The organism is Streptomyces sp. NPDC027672 (assembly GCF_055566335.1).
Genome location: NZ_JBVHSO010000017.1, coordinates 38,963 through 63,685, shown reverse-complemented (window position 1 = coordinate 63,685; position 24,723 = coordinate 38,963). Strand labels below are relative to the sequence as shown.

At 72.3% G+C, this 24,723-nt stretch carries 22 protein-coding genes and 2 pseudogenes; 21 read left to right on the top strand and 3 right to left on the bottom strand.

Annotated elements, in window-relative coordinates; all coding sequences use genetic code 11:
* Positions 1–257: 257 nt before the first annotated feature.
* On the top strand, positions 258–740 hold the full coding sequence (locus ACZ4SV_RS31775; RefSeq protein ID WP_468008545.1) for a hypothetical protein: 483 nt from the start codon (positions 258–260) through the stop codon (positions 738–740).
* A 249-nt stretch (positions 741–989) separates the two neighbouring features.
* On the opposite strand, the gene ACZ4SV_RS31770 is transcribed toward ACZ4SV_RS31775, so the two are convergent.
* Together ACZ4SV_RS31770 and ACZ4SV_RS31765 are read right to left on the bottom strand one after the other, a co-directional pair.
* Positions 990–2,387 carry a serine hydrolase domain-containing protein gene (locus ACZ4SV_RS31770; RefSeq protein ID WP_468008542.1) on the bottom strand — a complete coding sequence of 466 codons (1,398 nt, stop codon included), beginning with the start codon at positions 2,385–2,387 and terminating at the stop codon, positions 990–992.
* The gene (locus ACZ4SV_RS31765; protein ID WP_468008538.1) at positions 2,380–3,063 is read right to left on the bottom strand and encodes a TetR/AcrR family transcriptional regulator; all 684 of its coding nucleotides are present in this window, start codon (positions 3,061–3,063) and stop codon (positions 2,380–2,382) included. The genes ACZ4SV_RS31770 and ACZ4SV_RS31765 overlap by 8 nt, the downstream gene beginning before the upstream one ends.
* A 108-nt stretch (positions 3,064–3,171) precedes the next feature.
* Between ACZ4SV_RS31765 and ACZ4SV_RS31760 the strand changes: the two are divergent.
* Positions 3,172–3,318: pseudogene (locus tag ACZ4SV_RS31760) on the top strand (transposase family protein); the annotation flags it as partial.
* Between the two features lie 212 nt (positions 3,319–3,530).
* A pseudogene (locus ACZ4SV_RS31755) lies at positions 3,531–3,608 on the top strand (hypothetical protein); the annotation flags it as partial.
* 145 nt (positions 3,609–3,753) lie between these two features.
* On the opposite strand, the gene ACZ4SV_RS31750 reads toward ACZ4SV_RS31755, so the two are convergent.
* Positions 3,754–4,839 carry an FAD-dependent oxidoreductase gene (locus ACZ4SV_RS31750; protein ID WP_468008535.1) on the bottom strand — a complete coding sequence of 362 codons (1,086 nt, stop codon included), beginning with the start codon at positions 4,837–4,839 and terminating at the stop codon, positions 3,754–3,756.
* Positions 4,840–5,153: 314 nt separating this feature from the next.
* On the opposite strand from ACZ4SV_RS31750, the gene ACZ4SV_RS31745 reads away from it, so the two are divergent.
* The 18 genes from ACZ4SV_RS31745 to ACZ4SV_RS31660 all read left to right on the top strand — a co-directional run bounded on the left by ACZ4SV_RS31745 (position 5,154) and on the right by ACZ4SV_RS31660 (position 24,614).
* Positions 5,154–5,684, top strand: a complete 531-nt coding sequence (locus ACZ4SV_RS31745) for a GrpB family protein (RefSeq protein WP_398213735.1) — start codon at positions 5,154–5,156, stop codon at positions 5,682–5,684.
* Positions 5,685–5,822: 138 nt separating this feature from the next.
* Positions 5,823–7,292 carry a carbamoyltransferase family protein gene (locus ACZ4SV_RS31740; protein ID WP_468008528.1) on the top strand — a complete coding sequence of 490 codons (1,470 nt, stop codon included), beginning with the start codon at positions 5,823–5,825 and terminating at the stop codon, positions 7,290–7,292.
* A 24-nt stretch (positions 7,293–7,316) separates the two neighbouring features.
* Positions 7,317–8,189 (top strand): DUF6071 family protein, encoded by an 873-nt coding sequence (locus ACZ4SV_RS31735; protein ID WP_468008525.1) that lies wholly within the window; start codon positions 7,317–7,319, stop codon positions 8,187–8,189.
* A gap of 34 nt (positions 8,190–8,223) precedes the next feature.
* Positions 8,224–9,408, top strand: coding sequence for a DegT/DnrJ/EryC1/StrS family aminotransferase (locus tag ACZ4SV_RS31730; protein ID WP_468008522.1), 1,185 nt, complete (start codon positions 8,224–8,226; stop codon positions 9,406–9,408).
* A gap of 5 nt (positions 9,409–9,413) precedes the next feature.
* A complete protein-coding gene (locus tag ACZ4SV_RS31725; protein ID WP_468008517.1) occupies positions 9,414–10,778 on the top strand; it encodes a B12-binding domain-containing radical SAM protein in 1,365 nt (454 codons plus the stop codon).
* Positions 10,775–11,893 (top strand): aminotransferase class I/II-fold pyridoxal phosphate-dependent enzyme, encoded by a 1,119-nt coding sequence (locus tag ACZ4SV_RS31720; RefSeq protein ID WP_468008513.1) that lies wholly within the window; start codon positions 10,775–10,777, stop codon positions 11,891–11,893. Before ACZ4SV_RS31725 ends, ACZ4SV_RS31720 begins: the two co-directional genes overlap by 4 nt.
* Position 11,894: 1 nt before the next feature.
* Positions 11,895–12,560 (top strand): 2OG-Fe(II) oxygenase, encoded by a 666-nt coding sequence (locus ACZ4SV_RS31715; protein WP_468008508.1) that lies wholly within the window; start codon positions 11,895–11,897, stop codon positions 12,558–12,560.
* Between the two features lies 1 nt (position 12,561).
* Entirely contained in the window at positions 12,562–13,128 is a 567-nt protein-coding gene (locus ACZ4SV_RS31710; protein ID WP_468008505.1) for a P-loop NTPase family protein, read from the top strand.
* Positions 13,118–14,704: a hypothetical protein gene (locus tag ACZ4SV_RS31705; protein WP_468008501.1), complete on the top strand. Its 1,587-nt coding sequence runs from the start codon at positions 13,118–13,120 to the stop codon at positions 14,702–14,704. Before ACZ4SV_RS31710 ends, ACZ4SV_RS31705 begins: the two co-directional genes overlap by 11 nt.
* Positions 14,685–15,509 carry an ABC transporter permease gene (locus ACZ4SV_RS31700; protein WP_468008497.1) on the top strand — a complete coding sequence of 275 codons (825 nt, stop codon included), beginning with the start codon at positions 14,685–14,687 and terminating at the stop codon, positions 15,507–15,509. The genes ACZ4SV_RS31705 and ACZ4SV_RS31700 overlap by 20 nt, the downstream gene beginning before the upstream one ends.
* A gap of 3 nt (positions 15,510–15,512) precedes the next feature.
* Positions 15,513–16,316, top strand: a complete 804-nt coding sequence (locus tag ACZ4SV_RS31695) for an ABC transporter permease (RefSeq protein WP_468008491.1) — start codon at positions 15,513–15,515, stop codon at positions 16,314–16,316.
* Positions 16,317–17,279, top strand: coding sequence for an ABC transporter ATP-binding protein (locus tag ACZ4SV_RS31690; RefSeq protein WP_468008486.1), 963 nt, complete (start codon positions 16,317–16,319; stop codon positions 17,277–17,279). It abuts the gene before it with no gap.
* Positions 17,276–18,631, top strand: coding sequence for a hypothetical protein (locus ACZ4SV_RS31685; protein WP_468008482.1), 1,356 nt, complete (start codon positions 17,276–17,278; stop codon positions 18,629–18,631). Before ACZ4SV_RS31690 ends, ACZ4SV_RS31685 begins: the two co-directional genes overlap by 4 nt.
* Positions 18,632–18,633: 2 nt before the next feature.
* The gene (locus ACZ4SV_RS31680; protein WP_468008477.1) at positions 18,634–19,398 is read left to right on the top strand and encodes a tyrosine-protein phosphatase; all 765 of its coding nucleotides are present in this window, start codon (positions 18,634–18,636) and stop codon (positions 19,396–19,398) included.
* Complete coding sequence (locus ACZ4SV_RS31675; RefSeq protein ID WP_468008473.1) at positions 19,395–20,279, top strand: hypothetical protein; 885 nt, start codon at positions 19,395–19,397, stop codon at positions 20,277–20,279. Before ACZ4SV_RS31680 ends, ACZ4SV_RS31675 begins: the two co-directional genes overlap by 4 nt.
* Positions 20,266–21,504 (top strand): ATP-grasp domain-containing protein, encoded by a 1,239-nt coding sequence (locus tag ACZ4SV_RS31670; protein ID WP_468008470.1) that lies wholly within the window; start codon positions 20,266–20,268, stop codon positions 21,502–21,504. The genes ACZ4SV_RS31675 and ACZ4SV_RS31670 overlap by 14 nt, the downstream gene beginning before the upstream one ends.
* A 328-nt stretch (positions 21,505–21,832) precedes the next feature.
* A complete protein-coding gene (locus tag ACZ4SV_RS31665; RefSeq protein WP_468008805.1) occupies positions 21,833–22,315 on the top strand; it encodes a MarR family winged helix-turn-helix transcriptional regulator in 483 nt (160 codons plus the stop codon).
* A gap of 148 nt (positions 22,316–22,463) precedes the next feature.
* Positions 22,464–24,614: an MMPL family transporter gene (locus ACZ4SV_RS31660; protein ID WP_468008465.1), complete on the top strand. Its 2,151-nt coding sequence runs from the start codon at positions 22,464–22,466 to the stop codon at positions 24,612–24,614.
* Positions 24,615–24,723 lie beyond the last annotated feature (109 nt).

Sequence of the window (24,723 nt, the reverse complement as noted above, 5' to 3'; positions counted from 1 at the left end):
ACCGTCCGCCCGGTCATGTCCGTGGACGGGACGACCTGGTCGAGCCGGTGCTCCGCCGGGAAAACGGATTGATCGCCTGCCGGACGGGAGCGTCGCGGTCAGCGGAGATCCGGCGGGGCGAAGAGTCACGCATCGCCCTCACCCCCTGCATTCACGGTTCGACCGCCGATCACTCCATCCGGCCGAATATGTGGGACAGCCTCCACGACCGAGACAATCACTCCTACAGTCGGGCCAGTCGACAGGAAGGAAGCGGGATGTCCCATGACCTGACCGAGCTGGCGCGTGTCGCCCATGCGCTGGAGGAGGCACATTCGCTGCTGGAGACCGAGCGCAGACACCTGCAACAACAGCACGGTCCGACCCCGTACGACGCCATCGCGGGCAGCCCCGCACAGACGCTGCACGGCGTCACGGACCTCGCCCGCGCGATGTCCACGGCACTCGAACAGGTTGTCATGGCCGCCGGCTACTGCGTCCTCGGCCTCGATGACCGAGCCGACCGGGCGCTCGCACTGGCACGGAACCCGGTGTCCTTCCCCTCCGGCGCGGACCGCATGGCACGTCCGCTCGGCGAAGCCACCGTCGGGGCGATGGAGCTGGTCCGAGACCTCGGCTTCTTCGACACGGAGACCACGATCGCGATCGAGGTGGCCCTCGCAGCTCCGCAGGCGACGTACCCGCCGACCGACTGGAGCGCACGTCAACGCCAGGAGCGCACCCGGTCCGAACGAGACTGACCCACCGCCCCAGCGTGCGACCCCTGAGGCGGTGGCCGTGCCACGGGTGCTCCGGCCCGCCGGGCGTCACGCGCCGGGCGATCTCATACCGGTCGGCCGCGCGCAGCGGTGTCGTCCGGGTAACCATGCGCAGCCTACCGGCGGCGCCGCGGCGGCCCAGCAGCAGCTTCTGCGGTGACGCCGGGGAGCCTGTGATCCCGGGGAGAACCTCCTCGGAAGAGACATGGGAGCGCTGGTGAGGTATCGGTATCAAGGACTCGCGCGGATAGGTCTGGGGGTACCGCTGGCAGGTAGGCAGGCCCAGGTCACCTGGACTGGGCCGATGGCGCGCAGGGCGTCGAAGGTCTCCTGTTCGTCTTGCTGGTCGCCGTGGTCGCTGAGTTTCACGATGACGGTCCTGCTTGCGGGGTCGACGTAGATGTACTGCCCGTACACGCCGAGGGCGGAGTAGTCCTTGCCGTTGCCGCCGGGGGGATGCCACCACTGTGCGGAGTAGCCCCAGCCGTCGACTTCGTGGGGTGCCGGGGTGGCGATGCGCTTGATCCATGCCAGGGGGATGATCTGTCTGCCCTGGGCGCGGCCGTTGTCCAGGACGAGCTGGCCGAGCTTGGCGTAGTCGCGGGCGGTGGCGTTGATGCAGCAGAAGGCCTTCTCGTTGCCGTCGTCGTGGTCGAGGTTCCAGGTGGCGCTGTCCTGTGCTCCCATCGGTGCCCAGATGTTCTCTGCCAGGAGGCCGGCCAGTGGTCTGCCTTGGACCTTGGCCAGGACCCGGCCGAGGAGTTCGGTGTTGATGCTGCGGTAGGCGCCTTGGCTGCCCGGCGGGAACTGCACGTCGCGATGGTCGTGCGCGAAGGCCGGCAGGTCACGGGTGAGGTACATCCGGGCGGTGCCGGTCAGCGGGTAGTACTCGTTGTAGTTCTCCGGGACGTCCACGCCCGCGGTCATGTCCAGCAGGTCGCGCACCGTGATGGCGTCGTAGGTGCCGCCGGTCTCGAGCTGGGGCAGGATGTCGACCAGCCGGTCGCCTTCACGGAGTCTGCCCTGCTCGATGGCTTGCCCGGTGAGCAGGGACACCACCGACTTGGCGGCCGACCAGGAGGACAGGCGGGTGGTGGGGCCCACCCCGTCGCGGTACCACTCGTGGGTCAGTCGGCCCTTCCTGAGGACGAGGAAGGCGTTGGTGTGGGTGGTGGCCAGGAATTGCCCGGTCGGCATCCGCTCGCCCTTCCATGGCACGGTGGCAGGAAGCGGCTCGTCGTGAACGGGCAGGGGTGCCGGTGTGGCCGAGGCGGGGATCGTGCGGGTGGCGAACAGGTCGCCCTGTCGCGAGGGCTCGGTGGTCAGCAGTTGGGCCAGCGTGGGCGGGGAGGGGATGTCGAGCAGCGCGGTGGCCATGTAGGAGCCGGCCACCAGCACGCCAAGGGCCACCGGCAGCGCGATGAGCGTGCGCCGTAGTGCGCGCCGTGCCCGCGGCTTCGCAGGGGCGGCCGGGGTGTGGTCGGTCGGCGCGGCTACGCGGGTGGCGGGGCCGGCGGCGGGAGCGGGTCGGTGGTGCACTGCCGGCTCGGGGCCGCTGCCCTGCGGGGCTTTCCGGTCCGTGCCGGCAGCCTCGTCGGCGGCTTCCTCGGCAGGGTCGTGGTCAGACATCGGCGTCCTTGGGAGTGGTGCGGGCGGTGGCGTCGACGGCCAGCCAGAACGCCTCCATCAGCGTCTGGAAGACGGCGTCGGCGTCCTGCGCGGCCAAGTGGGGCAGGTACGCGGTGATGGCCGGATAGCGCTCGGGGGAGATGGTGGCGTATGCCCCGGCCCAGGCGTGCTCGTCGGCGGCGCGCACTTCCCGTGGGAGTGCGGCGTACCCGGCCCGCATGCCGGCGTACGCCAACACGGTATCGGCGAGCATCCGTTGGTACCGGGCCACACTGCCCTCGTCCAGACCGATCTCCTCCAGCGCCGCGAGCATCATCTCCATCGCGGCGAACTCCCCCGGGCCGCGGGTGGTCCGGCACGCGACGGCCGCACCGACATACGGGTGGGCTTCGAAGACCTCTACCAGGGAGCGGGCCAGCTCCTGCAGCATCTCCCGCGGCTCCAGACTGTCGGGCACCCGCTCCACGGCCATGGCCAGCAGCCGATCACCCACAGCCAGCAACAGTGCGTCCCGGTCCGCGAAATGCCGCCACACCGCCGACCGGTCCACCCCCAGTTCCTCCCCCAGAACCCGTCCGGTCAGCCCGTCCGGCTCCGCCCGCGCCGCGATCCGCACGGCCGCCTCCACGATCAGTTCCGGCGACAACCGCACCGCCCGGCCTTTGCCCACAGCCATATCGCCCCACCCTCTCCATCATCAGTGTTGTCATCAATGATGACAACACTGATGTGCGGTGGTCAACTCCAGAGCGGCACGAGCGTGATGCGGCGACGTTCGACAGGGGACGACCGGCCCGGCCTGCCTCTGAAGACGCCGGCGGACGTGTTCGCCTATGCGCGGGCCGAAGGGATCGAGCTGCGCCTGGACGCCACCGGGATCCAGGTCCGCCGACCCGCGGTCGGCCGCGAGGGACGCCGGGCGTTCGTCTCCGAGGAAGCCTGACGGGGAACGCCATCCCTCGGCCCAGGTGCTCGACGCGCTCAGCCGCCCACCGCGCCTCCGGGCCCACCTGTACCGACTCGCCGGCACCGTGCCCGACGAACCCGCCGCCCGCGTGCCCGGCCAGGTGAGCCCCACCTTGCGGCCGTGGCGCCCCTCACCGCCCACAGCGCGGAGTTCGCCCGCTGCGGGCCGCCCACCCCGTGCGCGGCAAGACGCACGAGGCCGAGCGGTTGCGCCACCCCGACGTCGGCCCCCTCACTCTCGACGACCAGGCGTTCGACGTACGGGAGACCCCGGGCCAGCAACTCGTCATCCACCACGCGAACCCGGCAGCGGCAGCGCCCACACCCTCCGTCTACTCGGCTCCGTCCACGCCACCCGGACCCGTCCCGCGCCGTGCCGCCCGGACCGTGGCTGAACGGCTCAGCGGCCCCGGAGGGACGGAACGGGGTCCTCGCGCAGGAGTCCGGCGACCTGCCGGGCGGAGGCCACACACGTGGCGATCTTCCCGCCGAACAACGCGACGGTGCGTTCGTCGAGCCGCCGCACCAGGGTAGGGCGGTCGTCGGTGGATTCCACATGCGGCAGGACCGCCCGTACGGTGAAGTAGGAGCCCAGGTGGTGCGCCTCGCCGAAGCCGGTCACGAACTCGTGGGCGAAACGCTGGAAGTCGGGGAAGCGGGTCACCGTCGGGCGGCGTATCAGGCCGGAGTTGACGTAGCGCATGAGCGGTCCGGGGACGAGGGGGTACGGCCCGACCGTCGTCGCGTGGATGGCGTGATCGACGTTGCCGAGCAGGAAGTTGCGGGTGCCAGCGACCTGGTCCAGGCACATGAAGGGGCCGTCCATCACGACCAGGCTGTGACCGAGGTACATCGGCGGAAGCTCGACCAGCGGCTTCTCGCAGACTTCGAACTGGTACTCCGGCAGGGCGGACACCGGCCCCGGGTGGATGTCGTTGATGGCGGAGTAGGTGGCCAGCACCACCTGGTCGAACCCCCGCAGGGAACGCCGGTCCGCCCGCGTCCCCAGCCGTACCTCGACGCCCGAGGCGGCCAGCTTCGCCGCACACAGCCGGCGCAGCTCGTCGACGTCGATGTGCGCCTCCGAGATGCGCACCGACAGCTCCACCGCGGACCGCCGCAGGAACGGCGGGTACTCCTCGCGGTACGGCAGACCGACACCGTCGCAGAAGGCGAGGTACCGCTCCGCCGACACCAGGCTGTTCCTCCTGGCGATGGCCACGTAGTGGGCCGATCCGTGGTGGATGGCGGCGCCGTACTCGGCCTTGAAGGCACCGAAGGCACGCATCACCGCGGCGACGGTGTCCATCCCCCGTGGGTAGTGGTAACCCCGGTGCAGCCGGCGCTGGTTGGCCCGGCTCGCCGACGACAGCAACGTGGAGGCACGTTCGAAGAGCACCACCGAACACCCCATCCGGGACAGCTCCACCGCCGCCGTCGAACCGAATATCCCTCCGCCTACCACCGCGACGCGCTCTGCCTCCAAGACGCTCCTCCGAATCCGTGGTGAAGCGGTATCCGCGGTACCGCGGTATCCGCCCCGGCGCGGGCATACCGCCCGGAAAAAGGTGTCCCGGAAATCGGTGCCCAGGAAACGATGCCCCGGAAACGGCTCCCCGGAAACGACGCCTGCCACGATGGCGCGACTTCAGCACGGGAGCCCGGCGGGGTACGGGCCGGATCATTCGGCCGACTGTGCGGGAGTAGACTGCGGACAGCAAGGCGGTACAAGGCTTTTCCCGGCCATCCGGAAGCGTTCCGGAAAAACGCCGGACCGACGTCGTCGAGGAAGGTGCCCACATGCCCCAGCCGGTCGAGATCGTGGAGTACGACCCGCGCTGGCCGCTGATTTTCCGGCAGCTTTCGGCCGCTCTTCAGGACAGGCTGGGGCCACTGGTCCTGCGGGTCGAGCACATCGGCAGCACGGCGGTTCCCGGACTGCCCGCCAAACCCGTTGTGGACATGGACGTGGTCATCCCGGCCGGGGCGGATCTGGCCGAGGTCGTGGCCGCTTTGCGCCCTCTGGGATACCTCCACGAGGGAGACCTCGGCATCACCGGCCGAGAGGCTTTCTCCGCCCCCGAGGACGCGCCGGAACACCATCTGTACGTCTGCGCCGCCGACAGCCCCGAACTCGCCCGCCACCTCGCTTTCCGCGACTACCTGCGCACCCATCCGGAGAGCGTGCGGCGCTACGCCGAACTCAAGCGTGACCTGGCGCTCCGCCACCGCGACGACCGTTCCGCCTACACCGAGGGGAAGACCGCCTTCATCACGGCCACGCTCGCCCGGGCCCGGGCCGAGGCCCACCGCCCGCCCGGCCGCGGCTGATGTCCGAGAATGGGCCTGTGCCGATCCGCCGGCAACGCCTAGCCTGGACACAGTCGTGCTCCGTGTACATCTCAATGGCACGTACACGGGCTTGACGGAAGAGCACCAGAGACGCAGTCCGGCGATGGGAATTTGCGTGTGGCTCTCTTAGGTGTCAGTTGTCTCGCGCACGACGCGGGACTGGCCGTCCTCCGGGACGGCCGGATCGTTTTCGCGTCGCACAGCGAAAGATACAGCCGTAAGAAGAACGACCCTCTCCTGAACGGCGCGCTGCTGGACGACGCCCTGCGTCACGTCGACGATGTCGAGGGCGTCGTCTACTACGAACACCCTTTGCTGAAAAGACTCCGGCAGGTGCGGTCGGGAAACCTCTCCGCGGCCTTGAGGCCGGGTCCCGAACGGTATCTCCAGCGCTTTCCCGCGTTACGCGGAAAGCCGGTGCACTTCGTCTCCCACCATCGTTCGCACGCCGCCGGCGCCTATTTCACCTCCCCCTTCCGCGAGGCCGCGGTCGTCGTGGTCGACGCCATCGGGGAATGGGACACGCTGACCGTCTGGCACGCCCGTGGCCGCCGGCTGAGAAAAGTGCGTTCCGTCCGCTACCCGCACAGCCTCGGCCTGTTCTACTCGGCCCTCACCCAACGCGTCGGGCTCAAGCCCAACGAGGAGGAATACATCCTCATGGGCATGGCCGGGTACGGAACGCCCCGCCACCGCGCACTCCTCCAGGACGAACTCCTGGCCGACCGCGAGCCGCCGGACTTCGCGCTCAAACGCGGTCTGCACCGCGGCCTCGGCCCACGATGGCATCCCGAACTCACCCACGCCCCCGACCTGGCCAGCAGCGCCCAGGCCGTACTGGAGGACTTCCTCACCGGCCTCTTCCGCTGGGTCGCCCGCACCATCCCGTCCCCCAACCTCGTCTACACCGGTGGCGTCGCGCTGAACTGCCTGTTCAACGGGAAGCTGGCGGCGATGGGCCTCTTCGACGACATCTGGATCCCGCCCAACCCCGGGGACGCCGGCTCCGCGCTGGGCGCGCTGGCCGCCCACACCCGCCGGTTCATCCCGTGGGAGGGGCCCTACCTCGGACACGACATCCGGCGCCGTACCGATCCCGCGCGCATCGTCGACGCCCTGCTCACCGGATCGGCCGTCGGACTGGCCAACGGGCGTGCCGAGTACGGCCCCAGGGCCCTGGGCAACCGCAGCCTCCTCGCCGACCCGCGGGACCCGGCCGCCAAGGACCGCGTCAACGCCGTCAAACGCCGCCAGCGCTACCGGCCGTTCGCGCCGGTCGTCCTCGCCGAGTACGCCGACAAGCTCTTCGACATGCCGGTGCGCGAGGCCCCTTACATGCAGTACGTGGTGGCCTGCCGCGAGCCCGACGCCTACCCGGCGGTGTGCCACGTGGACGGCACCAGCCGGGTGCAGACCCTGCGGCGCGAGCAGAACCCGCTGCTCCACGAGGTGATCTCGCTCTTCCTGCAGCGCACCGGCTGCCCGATGCTGCTCAACACGAGCCTCAACATCAGGGGCCGGCCACTGGTCAACACCTGGCAGGACGCCCAGGACTTCGCCCGCGAATACCAGGTCCCGGTTTTCTGACGCGCTCGGGAAGGCGGTGGGACGGTGTACGTCTACGCCAACGGCTGCTCCATGACCTACGGTTCGGAACTGGCCGACGACCCGGCCACGGGGGTCTGCCAGGACCACGAATACCGCTGGCGCTACAGCTGGCCGGGGCGGCTGCACGCGCTGCTCGACGCCGACGGCACGTACAACGACGCGATGCCCAGCGGCTCCAACGACCGCGTCCTGCGCACGACGGTCGACTTCGTCGCGCGCTGGCTGAAGGAGGGGCTGCCACGCGGGGCGCTGCTGGTCGCCGTAGGGTGGACGCACCCGGCCCGCCGCGAGTTCCACGTCGCGGGGGACTACCGGCAGGTCGTGCCCCACCACGCGTACGACATCCGCGCGCTGGACCGGCTCGTGACGGCCTACCGCAGGACCGCCGTCTGCCAGGACGAGGCCGAGCAGCGGTACGCCACCCAGGTCGCCTCCCTCCACGCCTTTCTGGAACAGCACGGCATCGCCCATGTCTTCTTCGACGCGATCGTCACCCCCGGGCTGCCCCGGCACCTGCGGGGCACCTGCGTGCAGGAAACCCTCACCGGCCCGGTCTTCCTCCGCCACGACCCGGCCGGACCGACCATGGCCGAGTTCCTGCGCCGCCGGCCCCACACCCTCAACGTCCAGCACCCCAACGAGACCGGGCACCGGCTGTGGGCCACCGAACTGGCCGACCGGATCGACCCCGCGGGTCTGGAGAGCGTCGGCCACGAACGGCTCACCGCGGCCGGATTTCCCGTGCTCGGCGGCGTCCGGGCACTCAGACGCCACGACCGCAAGGGCGCCGAACGCATCGGACGGTTCGTCAGGTCCCGTCGCACCCGCGCACGGCTGCGGCGGTCCGACCGGTCCGACCCGTACATCTACCCCTGAGCCCGGACAGGCCCCGCGACCGGAGGAGCCACCTGTGACGACGCCCGATACGCCGGCCGGCGGCCGGGTCCCCTTCAACGACCTGGCACGCAGCGCGCCCATGGACACCCTGCGGGCCGCCGTCGACGACGCGATCACGGCGGGCGACTTCGTCCAGGGTCGTGCGATCGGCTCCTTCGAGCGGCGGTTCGCCGAGTACAACGGCGTCGCGCACTGCGTCGGTACCTCCTCGGGCACCAGCGCGTTGCAGTGCGCGCTGGCCGCCGCCGGCTGCGGCCCCGGCGACGAGGTGGTCACCGTCTCGGCCACGTTCGTCGCCACGGCGGAGGCGATCACGCACACCGGCGCGTCACCGGTCTTCGTGGACGTCGACCCGGTCACCGGCACCGCCCGGCCGGACCAGGTGCGGGCGGCGGTCACGGCTCGCACCCGGGCCATCCTCCCCGTCCACCTCTACGGCCACCCGGCCGATCCGCGCGAACTGGCCGCGATCGGCGCCGGACACGGGATCCCGGTGATCGCCGACGCCTCCCACGCGCACGGAGCCACCTGGGACGGCCGGCCCGTCGCGTCCTACGCGGACGTGACCTGCTTCAGCTTCTACCCGTCGAAGAACCTCGGTGCCTTCGGGGACGCCGGAGCGCTCGTCACCGACGACCCGCAACTCGCGCGGCGCGCCCGGAGCTTGTGCGACCACGGCCGGGAGGACGGCGAGGTGGTGACGGCCGGCCACAACTGGCGGATGGACACCCTCCAGGCCGCCGTGCTCGCCGCCAAGCTGCCCCACCTCGACCACTGGACCCGGTTGAGGCGGCGGGCCGCCGACCGCTACCGCGGATCCCTGCGCGACACCGGCCTCACCCTGCCCACCACGTCCCCCGCTGCCGGACACGCCCACCACCTGTACGTGGTCCGCCACCCGCAACGGGACGCTCTGCGCGCCGAGTTGGCCGAACACGGCGTCGACACCCGCGTCCACTACCCGCGGGCGGTGCACCAACTGCGGCCGTTCAGTGCCCTCCGTACCCCGCCCGGCGGACTGCCGGAGACCGAGGCACTGGCGCGGCAGTGCCTGTCCCTCCCCCTGTTCCCCGGCATCACCGACGAGGAACTCGACACGGTGGCCCGAGCCGTCCGCGCGGCGCTGCGCACGGTCGAACGGAACACCACCACCGCCCCCGCCGACCAGCCCCGACCGCCCGCGACAGCAAGGAACTGACGGCCATGCCCGCCCTGCGCGTCCTCGTGATCTGGCCGCCCCAGATCCTCAGCTACTTCAACGCCGGACACCACAACCTCCTCTACAGCGTGGCCGGCTACCTGCGCCGCCTGCCCGACGTCGGCCAGGTCGACACCCTCGACGCCTCCGTGGAATCCCTCACCTGGAAGGAGGTCGGGGACCGCCTCCACCAGGGCGGCTACGACGTGGTGGCGATCAGCAACGACCTCGACGGGGTGGACGGGCTGACCCGCTTCACCACCTACGCGAGGCAACTGGCCCCGGAGGCACGTCTGGTGACGTTCGGCCGGCTCAGCGGCCTGCGCCCGGAGCTGTTCACCGACTTCGACCTCGACGCCATCGTCGGCCCGGGCGACTACGAGCCCGCGGTGGCGGCGTTCGTCCGCGCCGTCGGTGACGGCGGCCCGCCACGTCCCGGCACCGTGCCCGGGGTGTGGCTGCGCACGGACAGCGAGTGGACCCCGCCCGCCGCGCCCGGCGCCGTGCTCACCGCCGCGGACTGGGTGATGCCCGACGTCTCCGAGATCCCCTACGACGCCTACGACTGGCTGTACCGGGACGACCGCAACAAGTTCTGCGGCATCCCCGGCCGCCGCGAGCTGGTCGTCCCGGCGGCGCGGGGCTGTCCGGTCAGCTGCGCCTACTGCGAGGTCCCCGCGGTCTTCGGCCGGCCCGACCGGCGTGCCTCGGTCGAGCAGGTGGTGGCGTACATCGAGGAGTCCTTCGCCACGCTCCCGTTCGAGTACGTGGCCTTCTACGCGCCGACGTTCACCCTCGACCGGTCCTGGACCACCCGGCTCTGCGAGCGCCTGGTGGAACGCGGCGCCCGCTACCCGTGGAAGTGCGCCACCACCGTGCACCACCTGGACGAGGACCTGGTGGCGCTGATGGGACGCAGCGGATGCGTCCGCGTCAGCGTGGGCGTGGAGACCCTGGCCGAGTCCGGACACCCGGCCCTGCCCCGGCTGAAACGCAAGGGCGAGGACGACGTCGAGGCGCTCGCCGCCTGGTGTGAACGGGCCGGGATCGAGCTGAACTGCTTCGTGATCGTCGGACTGCCGGGCACCACCGTCGCGGACGCGGAAGCCGCCGTCGCCCGGGTCCGGGCCCTGGGCGGACGCGTCCGGCCCACCATGTACAGCCCGCACGAACTGCTGCGCCCGGGGATGACCGCCGACGCCATCTCGCTGCACAACCGGCAGATCCTCCCCGAGGGCGCTGTCCCCGACCCGGCCGAGCGGCAACGGGCCTACGACATCGTCTTCGGCCGGGAACGCCACGTGACCCGGGTCGGTGAACTGGTCCCGGAGCGGCGCGAAGCCGGCTCGACGGCGGGTACCCGGTCATGACGCCACCCGCCCCGGACCGCCCGCTGGCGGAGTGGTTCCCCACGACGCCCGCCATGCGGGCCCTGCGGCCCCGTCGCCGCGACCACGTACCCGGCCAGCTCAACCTCAAGAGCTGCGAGCTGCTGCACCCCGCCGTGGAGCGGTGGTACGCCGACCAGCTCGGCCGCCTCGACCCCGCCACCGTCGTCCAATACCCGCTGACCGGCCCGGCCCGTGACGCGGTCGCCGCCCACTTCGGCCAGGATCCGGCGCGGGCGCTGCTCACCCCGGGCTCCGACCACGCCATCCACCTGGTGGCCGAGGCGCTCGCCGCCCCGGCCGGACGCCTGGTCGTCGCCCGGCCGCACTTCGATAGCTGGAGCACCTGCGCCGTACGCTTCGGCTTCCGCCTCGACGGCGTCGACATGCCGCACCGGGCCCCGATGGACGTCGACCCGCTGATCGAGCGGCTGCGGTCCGGGCCGCCGGCGGTGCTGGTGATCACCCAGCCCGACAGCATCACCGGCCAGTCGTACACCCGCGCGCAGCTCACCCGGGCGGTCGCCGCCGCCCACCGGCACGGCAGCGTCCTGGTGGTCGACACCTGCTACCTCGCCTACGCGCGGGACGGGGAGTCCACCGTGCGGGAGCTTCCGGCGTGGGACAACGCCGTGCGGATCAACAGCTTCTCCAAGAGCCACGGCCTCGCCGGCGCCCGGATCGGCGCGGTGCTGGCACCCGCGCCGATCATCGACTACCTGGCAAGGTGGTCACCGGACGGCATGCTGTCGCACCTCAGCCTGGCGCTGCTGGAACGCGCCCTCGCCGAGCCCGAGGTGTTCCGCTCGGCGCGGGCCGAGGTGCGCACGGCCCGGGCGGAGCTGGCCCGCGCCGTCGAAGAGACACTGCCGGGCTGGTCGGCGCGGCCCACCCAGGCGAACTTCGTGGCCTTCGACGCCGGACCCGACGACGCCGAGCGCGCGTACGCGGCACTGCTGGAAGGCGGCATCCGTACCCGGCTGCTGCGTGACGTGCCCGGTTTCTCCGGCGGGTTGCGCATCGCCACCCCCAGCAAGTCCGCCGTGCGCCGGGTGACCGACGTCCTGGCCGCCCTCCCCGCCCGCACGAGGAGTTGATATGCCCCTGCTCAACCTCGCGGCCATCGGCTCCGCACCGCTGTCCACGGAGCCCTATCCGCACGCCGTGCTCCACGACAGCTTCGCCGGCCAACAGCACGCGCTGGCCGAAGAGTTCCCCGTGGAAGGCTTCCACTACGATGCCCGCGAAGCCGCCGCACCGGGCGGCAAACGCTACCGGTCGTACAACTACCAGCTCGTCAGGTTCGGGACACCCGACCAGGACAACATCGCCGCTCTCTCCCCGCGCTGGCGGACCCTCCTCAGCGAACTGACCGGCCCCGCCTACCGCGCCGCCGTCACCGCCGCGACCGGGGCCGACCTGACCGGGACCGTCCTGGACATCCGGCTCGTCCGCTATGCGGAGAACTGCTGGATCGAACCCCACGTCGACCGCCCGGACAAGGTGGTGACCCATCTGTTCTACCTCAACCCCGCCTGGCGCCCGGAGTGGTCCGGCTCGCTGCGGGTGCTGCGCTCCGCCGACATCGACGACTGGAGCGACGAGGTCTTCCCCCTCGCCGGCAACTCCGTGCTCATGGTCCGCACCGACCGTGCCTGGCACGCCGTCCCCCCGGTCACCGGCGCCGGATCCCAGGACCGCAAGACCCTCCTGGTGCACTTCGCCCGGCCCCACGACACGGCCACCGGCCCGGGACGGGGGTGAGATGCGCAACGTACTCGTGGTCGGGATCTGCGGCGCCGGCAAGTCGACCCTGGCCGGGGCGCTCGCACACCACCTGGGCCTGCGCCACGTCGAACTCGACGCGCTGCGGCACGGCCCCCGCTGGGGCGTACGGCCCTCCTTCGCCGACGACGTCGCCGCGCTCACCGCGACCGACGGCTGGATCGCCGACTCGACCGCCTACCCGGACGTGCTGCCCCGGCTGTGGACCGCCGCCGACACCGCGATCTGGCTGGAGCTTCCCCGACGCGTGGTGCTCGGCCGCGTCCTGCGCCGCACCGCGCACCGCCTGCTCACCGGGGAGGTCCTGTGGGCAGGCAACCGCGAGACCTGGCGCGGCCTGCTGAGCCGCCGGCACCCCGCGATGAAGGTGCTGCTGGACTTCCGCACCCGCCGCGAACAGGAACGCCGCATGCTCGCCCGGTTCGACGGCACCGTGGTACGGCTGCGTACACCGGCCGAGGCCGAGGCATACCTCGCGGCGGTACGGAAGACGTCCCCCGCTCACCGTGACGACGTCAGGGGGAGCGATGTTCTCAGTGGTCAGTGACGAAGACGCCGACACCCACGGCCTGCCGGGCCTGCGGGTGGCGACCGACGACCGGGCCACCCTCCTCGGCCGCGACGGCCACGATTTGCTCGTCCTCGACGGCGTGCTCCACCCCGACGGCGGCATGACCCCGCCGCGCCTGTTGCGGATGCTGCGCGCCGCCGCCGACGCGGGAACCACGGCCGACTGGGCCGCGGTGAAGGGCCGGTACGCAGGCGCGTACCTGCGCTCCACCCCCGGCGGCACCCAACTGCTTGCGTTCAACGACCACTTGGGCGTGGCCGACCTCTACGCCTGGATCGACGGGCCGGACCGCGCGGTGCGCCGCGTCGCCGTCGGTGACGACTTCGCCGCGCTGCTGCCCCGGATCCCCGCCTCGGCCCGACGCCTGGACGAGCACGCGGCCGACGCGTTCCGGGTGCTCGGGGCCACGGTGAACGGCCGCACGTTCGCCCGAGGGGTACGGCGCCTCCCCCCGGGCACCCTGCTGACGTTCGACGGCGGCACGGTGCGCAGAGAACGCAGCTGGCGGTACCACTTCGAGCCGACGGCACGCGACTTCGACGAGGCCGTGGACCGGTGCTGGCACCTGATCACGCAGGCCGGACGGCGGATCGCGGCGCACACCGAACGCCACCGACCCGCGCTCCTCGGCGTCAGCGGCGGACACGACTCCCGGGTCACCGGCGCCGCCTGCCTCGCCGCGGGCATGGAACTGACCGGCTACTTCTTCGGCGAACGCGACAGCACCGCGGCCCGCGCGGCCGAACACGTCGCCCACATCTGGGACGTACCACTGGAGTTCACCGGACACCACGGCGAACTGTCCCGGTACTTCGAGCGCGCACTGCGCCACCAGCCGCTGGCCGACCTGGAGTGGTGCAAATACCTCCCCGGACGCGACACCCTGGTGGCCGGCTCCGGCACCCTGCTCTCCGGCCGGCTCGGCGACCACCTGCTGAGCGACAAGGGACACCAGCCCGAGGACGGCCCGCAGGACGACCGCACCATCGCAGCCGACCTGCTCCGCGAACTCGCCAAGGAACCACCGGAGCCGACCGCCACCGAGCGGATCGTCACCGACATCACCGAGGAACTGGCCGCCCTCGGGGGCTCGTCCGTCCAGCGCCGGCGCGGCTTCAACTTCCACAGCATGAGCATGTCCGTCAAACAGTGCGGACTGTTCCACACCCTCGGGAAGATCCCCCATCACTCGGTCTTCGAGGACATCGACGTGTTCGAGTGCGCCCTGGACCTGCCCAACGCCTGGCGCGTCGGCAATCGCTTCTACGACACCCTCCTGGCACGCCGGCAGCCACGCCTCGCCCCCTCCCGCGTCGCCGTCCCGACGACCAACGAACACAAGCCGATCGAGCGCTGGCTGCGCGGCAACACCGAGTTCGCCGCACACGCCGGACACCTCGTCGACCCGGCCGACGACATGGCGCTGCCCGACCGTCGGCAGACCTTCGGCGAGGCCGTCGACGCCATCGTCGCCGGACGGGCGACCAGGAACGAGATCCACCGGTTCTTCCGACGCGCCACCGTCAAGGCATATGAGCGCACCCACGGATAGCCCCGCCGCGCGCCTGCGCGCCCACGCCGTCCTGGCCCGCTACGGATACCGGCGTTACGCCGTCTACGCCAAGGCGTCCCTGATCGGCCTCGGCACCACCGTGCTGTTCGGCGTGGTCCGCACCGCCGTCATGCACGGCGTGTACGCCGGCCCACGGCGGATCGGCGGCTACCACGTCGCCCAGGCCGTCACCTACGTATGGCTGGTGCAGGGACTGATGACCGTGGTCCGCGTCTACGGCGACTCCGAACTGGCCACCCGCGTGCGCACCGGGCAGATCGTGGCCGACCTGGTCCGGCCGGTGCACCTGCAGTCCGCGTACCTCGCCGCCGACCTGGGCCGCGCCTGGTACCACCTGCTCCACCGCGGTGTGCCGCCGATACTGGTCGGCTGGGCCTTCTTCGGGCTGACCGGACCGGCGGACCCGCTGACCTGGCTTGCGTTCCTCACCAGCGTCGGCCTCGCGGTCGTGGTGAGCACCCTGTTCCGCTTCCTGTACAGCCTGTCCTCGTTCTGGCTGCTGGACTACCGGGGGGTGGCGCTGATCGCGGTCATCCTGGTCAACCTGCTGTCCGGCTTCGTCATGCCGACCGGCTTCTTCCCCGGCTGGCTGCGGACGCTGGCCGCCGCCACCCCGTTCCCCTCCATCATCCAGGTGCCCGTGGACGTCTTCACCGGACACGACAGCGGCGCCGGCACCGCCGGGGCGCTGGCCGGGCAGGCCGCGTGGGCGCTGTTCCTGCTGGCCGCCGGACGGTGGCTGCTCGCCGTCGCCCGCCGCCGCGTCGTCGTGCAGGGCGGCTGAGCCGTGACCACCATCAGGCTCTTCCTCAGACTGGCGGGCGTACAGGTGCGGTCCCAGATGCAGTACCGCACCAGCTTCGCCCTCTCACTCGCCGGCAACTTCGCCTTCACCGCCCTGGACTTCGCCGCGATCGTCATCCTCTTCGGCGACATCACCCGGCTCGGCGGCTGGACCGCCGGCCAGGTGGCACTGCTCTACGCCGTCTCGTCGCTCTCCTACGCCCTGTGCGACATCGTGCTGGGCAGCCTCGACCAGCTTCCGGCGATGGTCCGGGACGGCTCGTTCGACACCCTGCTCATCCGGCCGGGGCCGACCTTCGTGCACCTGCTCGCGGCGGACTTCCTGCTGCGCCGCGCGGGACGCCTGCTCCAGGCGACGGTCGTCCTCGCCGTGGTGATGATCCGGTTCCCCCCGGCGCAGTGGACCCCCGGCAAGCTGCTGGTGCTGGCGTCGGCGGTGGCCGGCGGGGCGGTCATCATGGGGTCGCTGTGGACCATGGCCGCCTCCGCCGCGTTCTGGGTCGACGGCGCCGAGGGCCTCGTCGGTGTCTTCTCCGCGGGCACCAGCTTCCTCATCCAGTATCCGCTCGACGTCTACACGGCCTGGCTGAGGTCGTTCGTCCTCTTCGTCCTGCCCATCGGGTTCGTGTCGTACCTGCCGGTGTGCTGGGTCCTCGGCAAGCCGGACGCGGCGGGGCTGCCCGGCGCCGTCCGGCTGGCCACACCCGTGGTCGCCGCCGTGACCGCCGGCGCCGCGGCGATCGTGTGGCGCACGTCCGTCCGGCGCTATCGGAGCACAGGAGGCTGAGTGGCCGACGCCATCGAGATGCGCCACGTCACCCGCACCTTCACGGTGCGCACCAGAACGAGCGCGTTCCGCCGGAAACGCGGTGCGGTGACCGCGGTGGACGACCTCAGCTTCACCGTCCCCGCCGGGGAGTTCGTCGGCTACCTCGGCGCCAACGGCGCGGGCAAGTCCACCTCCATCAAGCTGCTCACCGGCGTACTGGCCCCCACCGCCGGCCGCATCCGGGTACTCGGCCACGACCCGTTCGGCGAACGGGCGAAGACCGCCCACCGCATCGGCACCATGTCCGCCCAACGCGTCCAACTGTGGTGGGACCTGCCGCTGCGGGACTCCTTCGAGCAACTGCGGTACATCTACCGGGTCGACGCCACCGGCTACCGTCGACGCCTCGCCGAACTCGTCGACGTACTCGACCTCGCCGCCCTGCTGCCGGTACCGGTACGACAGCTCAGCCTCGGCCAGCGGATCCGCGGCGAACTCGCCGCCTGCGTACTCCACTTCCCGGACGTGCTCTTCCTCGACGAGCCCACCATCGGACTCGACGTCATCGCCAAGGAACGCATCCGCGGATTCCTCACCGCACTCAACCGCGAACAGGGGGTCACCATCGTGCTGACCACCCACGACATGGCCGATCTGGAGCGCATGTGCTCCCGGCTGATCCTGCTCTCCAAGGGCAGGCTGATCTGCGACGACTCCATCAGCAGGCTGTTGGTGGCACACGGTCTGACCCGCACCCTCGTGGTCGACCTGGCCGAGGCACGCCCGCCGCTGCGGGTACCCGGCGCCAGCGTCGCCAAGGTCGATGGACCCCGCCAGTGGCTGAGCTTCTCCAGCCGGGACCTGTCACCGGACAGGCTCATCGTGGAGATCACCAAACAGGCCCGCATCGTCGACCTCACCATCAACGAGCCCGACGTCGAAGACCTGGTCCGGGCACTGCACGAGACGGAGCACCGATGAGCCACGACCACCGACACCCCACCCCCGTCCGCACCGCCGACCGGCTGACGGTGCGCGGCGGGCGCCCCCTGCACGGCTCGGTCACCACCGGCGGCTTCAAGCACTCCCTGGTCACCACGGTGGCCGCGGCGTGCCTGGGCCAGGGCACGGCACGCATCGGCAACTGCCCGCCGATCGCCGAGACCGGGACGCTGGCCGCACTCGTCGAGCGGCTGGGCGGCTCCGCGCGGCTGACCGGAACGACGCTCACCCTGGACCCGTCCGCCATCACCACCAGCACCCTGGACCCGCGGCTGAGCGCGGCCATCCACGGCTCGGTCTACCTGGCGCCGATGCTGCTGGCCCGCTTCGGCTCCGTCACCATGCCCGGCACCGGCGGCTGCCGCATCGGCGACGGCACCGACGGCAGGCGCCCGGTCTCCCATTACGTGGACGTACTCGGCAGGTTCGGCGCGCGCGGACAGACCCTCGCCGACGGCGGGTTCACGGTACGGGCGAGCCGGTTACGCGCCTGCGCCCTCGACCTCGCCGACTACTGGACCCACTACGGAAGCGGCCCCTACCACTCCGGCGCCACCAAGGTGGCCGTCCTCGCCGCGGCCGTGGCCGACGGCACCACCGTGCTCGATCACGTCTACGGCAAGCCCGACGTCCTCGACATGGTCGCGCTGCTGCGCCAGGCCGGCGTCGCCATCGAGGAACCGGCCCACGGACGGCTGGTGATCCACGGGGTGCCCGACCTGCCCACCGCGCCGTCGGCGATCACCCTGCCGCCCGACCTCATCGAGGTGGTCACCTGGTGTTGCGCCTCCCTCCTCAGCCCGGAGGGCATCACCATCACCGGAGCCGGCATGGACCGCGCGCTGCACGCCCTCGCCCCCGAACTCCACGTGCTGCGCACCCTCGGCATCCCCTTGCGGACCGGCACCGACACCCTCACCGTCGGCCCCGCCGCCCTGCCGCTGGCACCGGTGGACGTGGTGGTCTCCGGCGACGGTGTGTTCAGCGACAGCCAGCCGTTCCTCGCCCTGCTGGCCGGCTTCGCCGAGGGTGTCTCCAAGATCCGGGAGACCGTGTGGGCCAGCCGCTTCGGGTACGCGGACCAACTCGCCGAACTGGGCGTCAAACTCGACGCCCGCGACGCCTCGGTCCGCGTCCACGGACCCTGGTCGGCCGCGGTCCCCGGCCGCCGGCTGACCGCCGGGGACCTCAGGGCCGCCGCCGTACTGCTGCTCGCCGCGCTCCACGTACCCGGCGTCACCCACCTCGCCGGCATGAGCCACCTGGCCCGCGGCTACGCCGACCTGACCGGCCAGCTACGGCGGCTCGGCGCCGACATCACGGAGGCCTGACCATGGACGGCCCGCCACACCACCCCGCGCCGGGACCCCGTGTCGTACCCGGGGCGCCCAACACCCGTGACCTCGCGGGCCTGCGCGACAGCACCGGACTGCGCCTCAGACCCGGTCTGCTGTACCGGGGCGCCGGCGCCGCCATCGGGCCGCTCGCCGACCACGCGGCCCTGCGCGTCGTCCTGGACCTGCGCGACCGCCACGAGCGGGCCGAGACGTGCCCGCCCCGGGAGGTCATCGTGCTCTCCCGGCCGCTGGTGGCCGACCGGTCCGTGCTCAGAACGGCCGGCACCCCCCAGCCCTCCCACTACCTCGCCTACTACCACCGGCTGGCGCTGCCCGCCGCCCCCACCGCCGCCGAACTGGTCGGCCTCCTCGCCCAACCCGAGCGGCTGCCGCTGCTGGTGTGCTGCTCCGCCGGGAAGGACCGCACCTCCGTGGTGTGCGCGCTCGCCCTGCGCGCCCTGGGGATACGCCTCGCCGACCTCGCCCGCGACCACGCCCTCACCGGCCGGCTCTACCGCCGGGACCCGGCCACCGCACGACAACTGCCCTGGGCACGCGACCTCGGACCCCGCGAACTCGCCGCACGCACCACCACCCCGGGGCACACCCTGCGCACCCTCCTTTCCGACCTGGAGCGCCAGCACGGTTCCGTCCGCCGCCTGTTGACGGCCCACGGACTGCGACCGGACACCCTGCGCCGGGCACGCCACGTCGTCCTCGGCCTCCCACCCATGACCGCCCACCACCAGGAGTCGACGTGACCCCACCACGCACCGGACGCGGCTACCTCACCCACGCCTTCAACCACACCGGCTCCGACTACCTGCGCATGGCCTACTGCCTCGCCCTCTCCCTGCGCCTCACCCAGTCCGCCGTCACCGCCCTCAGCGTCATCGTGCCGGAATCACAACACCTCCCGCCGCACTACCGGGACGTCTTCGACCACGTCATCGCGATCCCGGACGTCCGCCCGGAGTTCGTCGACAAGAGCTGGCGGGTCGACAACTACGTGCGCATGTACGACCTGACCCCCTACGCGGAGACCGTAACGGTCGACGCCGACACGCTCTTCTTCGACGACGTCTCCCCCTGGTGGGACGTGATGGCGGCGGCGGACATCGTCGGCGGCACCGCGGTCACCTACCGGGGCGATCCGGTCGTCGGCAACCCGCTGCGCACGGAGCTGTACCGGATCGGCCTGCCCGACCTGCACAACGGCTTCTTCTACTTCCGGCAAGGCCCGGTCGCCGAGCGGCTGTTCGCCACCATGTCGGGGTACCTGGCGGACTGGGCGGGCACCTGCGCACGCCACTTCGGCCGCCCCGACGTGCCCTTCTCCTCCGACTCCGCCCTCCTGCTGGCCCTGCGGGACAACGGCCTCGAAGACATCGCCGGCGGCCCCCGCCCCGGCACACCCCACTTCGTCCACATGAAGGCATGCGTCCAAGGCTGGCCGGGGGTACCGGAGACGGCCCGCGAGTGGCGGCCCTACGTCAGCCACGACTTCGACGACCGGCTACGGCTGTGGATCGACGGCATCCGCATCGGCGCGCCCTTCCACTACCACGTACGCGACTTCGTCACCGACGAACTGCTGCTGGCCTACGAGACCGCGGCGAGGGCCCGGCATGGCGCCGCCTGAGGACGCCGCGCGGGTGCTGCTGCTGGGCTGGAACGCGGGACGGGCCGCGGCGGCGCTCGCCGGCCTCGGCGCCCGCGTGACCTGCGCGGCCGAGCCCTCCGAGGCGGCTGCCGCCCGGGACAGCGGGCTGATCGCGGAGACCGTGGTCGTCACCGACTCCGCCGACACCGAGGCCGTCCTCGCGGGGCTCGCACGGTCCGGCCACGCACCGCACGACTACGCCGCCGTGGCCCCGTCCCAGGAGACCCGGGTGGTCGCCGCCGCCGTGCTGGGCGCGCTCGGCAAAGCCGCGGCACCGCCGCTCGACAGCGCCCTCGCGCTGCGTGACAAGGCCGTCCAGAAACGCCTGATCCGCGCGGCCGGCATCCCCACGGCCGCGTCCGCCGTGGCCGCGTCGGCGGTCGACGTCCCTCTGGTGCCGTTGCGCTTCCCGGTCGTCGTCAAGTCGCCGGGCGGCGAGGCGAGTCTGGGCACCGAGCGGCTGGACTCCCGCGCGCACGCCCGTACCTGGACGTACCGCGCCGGGCACGACGGCCCCTGGCAGGTCGAGGAGTTCGTCCCCGGAGCCGAGGTCCACCTGGACGGTGTGGTGCGCGGCGGCGAGGTGACGGCGCTCGCGGTCTCCCGGTACCTCGGGAACGTGCTCACCACCCACGACGGCGCGCCGATGGGATCCGTCGTCACCGATCCCCGACGCGCCCCGGGCCTGTACCGGCACGGCCGATCGCTGACCGCACGCGCCCTGGCCGCCCTCGGGCACCGCGACGGTGTCTTCCACCTGGAGGCGTTCGAACAACCCGACGGCTCCCTGGTCTTCGGCGAGTGCGCGGGCCGGGTCGCCGGTGGCCGCATCGACGAGGTGGTCCGCCGCAAACTCGGAGTCGACCTGCACCAGCAGTGGGCGGCGGCGCTCCTCGCCCGGCCGGCCCCACCACCCCGCACGCCCCCCAGCGACGACGCCTTCGGCTTCATCCGCCTCTCCGCCGCCCCCGGAGTCGTCGACCAGGCGCCGGCCACCCGGGAGATCCTCGCCCGCCCCGGTGTCGTCACCGTGGAACGCGAACGCCGGACCCGCGGCGCCCGCACCGGCAGACCCGTCTCCTTCGCCGTCTTCCGCGCCGTGCTCACCGGCACCGACGAAACCCAGGTGACACAACGCGCCCAGGACCTCACCGCCTGGTTCCACCACCGGACGGACCAGATCCTGCAAGGCGGCCTCGGGTAGCCGGCACGGGCGAACCGCACCGACCCGCCGCAGGAGTTCAGGCGCATGAGTTCGTCCACACCGAGCGCCTGCGGACGTCCGGCGCGGAGGGAAGCGACAAGTGGCCGGCGGGCGAGCCGCCGTTGCGACTCTCGGTCGCCCCGGAGGGTGACCGCCAGTCAGGCGCGGACGACCGCGAGGCACTCGATATACGGGTGCGGCCGGCCGTAACCCGCGAGTGCCCCGGTACGATGCGCCGGTGAACACGGAGACCAGCGGAGGCAGCCCGACGCGGCGGCGCGGAGGGGCCGCCGAGGAAGCGCCCCCTGCCGCCCGTGACCGGCGCACCGTGGTCGCCGGACCCGGTGACCTGCCCGCTTTCCCGGGCGACCTGCCCGCCTTCGCGGTGCAGTTGCGCCGCATGCACGGCGAGGTCGGCCGGGTCATCCAGCAGTACGCGGCCCGGCAGAACCTGCACGCCACCGACGTGCAGGCGCTGGCCGCCATCCTCGACGCTCCCGAGCCGATGACCCCCACCAGGCTGCGTGCCATGCTCGGCCTCACCTCCGGCGCGGTCACCGCCTGCGTCGACCGGCTGGAGCGCGCCGGTCATGTCCGCCGGGTGCGCGAGGACACCGACCGCCGCGTGGTCCACCTCCACTACGCCGACGACGCCCGCGCCGCCGCCCGTATCCACTTCCGCCCCCTCGCCAACGCCTTGCGCCGGGCCGGCGCGGACTTCGACGCCCACGAGACGACCGTGGCCCTGCGGTTCCTGACCGCGCTGAACGACGCCCTGGCCCAGGTACCCGGGGAGCCCGCCGACCGCTGAGGCGCCGTCCGGCGCCCGGATACGGCGGCGCCCGCATCCGGATCACCGGCGCGGTAAGAAGCAGTGAGGGAGAGGTACCTCCAGATTACTCAACCATTGAGATTCTTCATGGTCGAGTTTTCTTCCGCCGTTCGTCCCGAGGAGTTCCATGACGCCCCCGCACCGCCGGGCCCGCAGGCTCGTCCCGTTCGCCCTGATCGCCGTATGGCTGGTGGTCGGGGCGCTTCTGGGGCCCTTCGCCGGACGGCTCGGTGAAGCAGCCACCAACGACCAGGCCGCCTTCCTGCCCCGCAGCGCAGAGTCCACTCGCGTCCTGCGCGAGCAGGCCGCCTTCCAGCAGCGCGAGACACTGCCGGTCATCGTGGTGTGGACCGGCGACGGCGGGGGTGCCGTCAGCGGGCAGCAGCGGTCGGCCACCGCGGCGATGGCCGCGCTCGCCGGCACGACCGGGACGGCCGGACCCCCCTCCCCGGCTCTCCCCTCGAAGGACCGCGCCGCCCTGCAGGCCGTGGTGCCGTTGAGCCCCGATCTGGGCGACCGGCTCGCACCCACACTGCAACGGGTGCGGGCGGCGGCCGAATCGGTGCCCGGTACCCGGGTGCAGTTGGGCGGACCGGCGGCCACCCGGGCCGACCTGGCGGACGCCTTCTCCGGCATCGACGGGGTGCTGCTCGCGGTCGCCCTAGCTGCCGTCCTGGTCATCCTGCTCCTGGCCTACCGGTCCCTGCTGCTGCCGCTCGTCGTCATCAGCGGCGCGGTGTTCGCCCTCGGGCTGGCGTGCGCCGTCGTCTACGCCCTGGCCGACCACGGTCTGGTGCGCGTCGACGGGCAGGTGCAGGGCATCCTGTCCATCCTCGTCATCGGCGCCGCGACGGACTACGCGCTGCTGGTCACTGCCCGTTGCCGGGAGGAACTGGCCGCCGGACGGGACCGTCACACCGCCGCACGCGCCGCCCTGCGCCGCTCGGCCCCGGCCGTCCTCGCCAGCGCCGGCACCGTCGCCCTCGGTCTGATCGCCCTGCTGCTGAGCGATCTCACCAACACCCGGGCCCTCGGGCCGGTCGGCGCCGTCGGGATCGCCTGCGCCGCCCTGAGCGCGCTCTCCTTCCTGCCGGCGGTCCTGGCCGTCCTCGGCCGCCGCGCCTACTGGCCGGCCAGGCCCGCGGGCGAGGCCGGCACCACCGGGCTGTGGCAGCGCGTCGCGCGCCTGGTCGACCGGGCGCCGCGGCGGGTGTGGGCGCTTGCCCTGGCCGGACTGCTCGCCTGCTCCGCCGGGGCGCTCACCCTGGACTCGCGGGGTGTGCCGCTGGACGAGACGTTCGTCCGGCAGGTGCCGTCCGTCACCGCCCAGCAGACCCTGGCCCGGCACTTCCCGGCCGGCGCGGGCACTCCTGTGGTGGTTCTCGCCGACGCTGCCTCCGCCGACCGCGTGGAGCGCACCCTGCGCGGCACCGCCGGCATCGCGGCGGTGACCGCGACCGGCGCCCAGGGCCGCCCGGCGGCCGGTCCGCGCACGGTGGACGGCCGGGTCAGCTTCGAGGCGACCACGAACGCGCCGCCCGATGCCCAGGCCGCCCGCGACACCGTGGCCCGGCTGCGCACCGCGCTGCACGCGATGCCCGGCGCGGACGCCCTCGTCGGCGGCTACACCGCGCAGCAGTACGACACCCTGCGCGCGGCCGAACGTGACCGGACCGTCATCGTCCCGGTGGTGCTCGTCGTCATCCTGGCCATCCTCGTGCTGCTGCTGCGCTCCCTCGCCGTGCCCGTCCTGCTGGTGCTCACCGTCGCCCTCAACTTCACCGCGACCCTCGGCGTGGCAGCGTGGGTCTTCCGTGACCTGTTCGGCTTCAGCGGCACCGATGCGTCCGTGCCGTTGTACGGGTTCGTCTTCCTGGTCGCCCTCGGCGTCGACTACAACATCTTCCTGATGTCCCGGGTCCGCGAGGAGACCTTGCGGCACGGCACCCCTGAAGGCGTTCGGCGCGGACTCGTCACCACCGGCGGGGTCATCACCTCTGCCGGTGTGGTGCTCGCCGCCACCTTCGCGGCGCTCGGCGTGATTCCTCTCGCCTTCCTGGTGCAGATCGCCTTCATCGTCGCCTTCGGCGTGCTGCTGGACACCCTGGTGGTGCGCTCGCTGCTGGTCCCGGCGCTCGTGCGGGACGCCGGGGACCGCGTGTGGTGGCCCACCCGGCCCGGAACCGGGGAGCCGCACCGTCGCGGGGAGCCGGAGGGCCGCTCGACGGCACCGGAACGGCGGTCCCGAGCCGTCCTGCGGCGGCAGGACGGCTCCTGACGGCCGCGCTCCGGGCGGCGCGCCGCCCGGAGCCACCTCCACCTGAGGGACGCCGACCCACCAGGCCGTACGAGGCGCTGGTGGAGTACACCGGTTTCTCCGATACGGC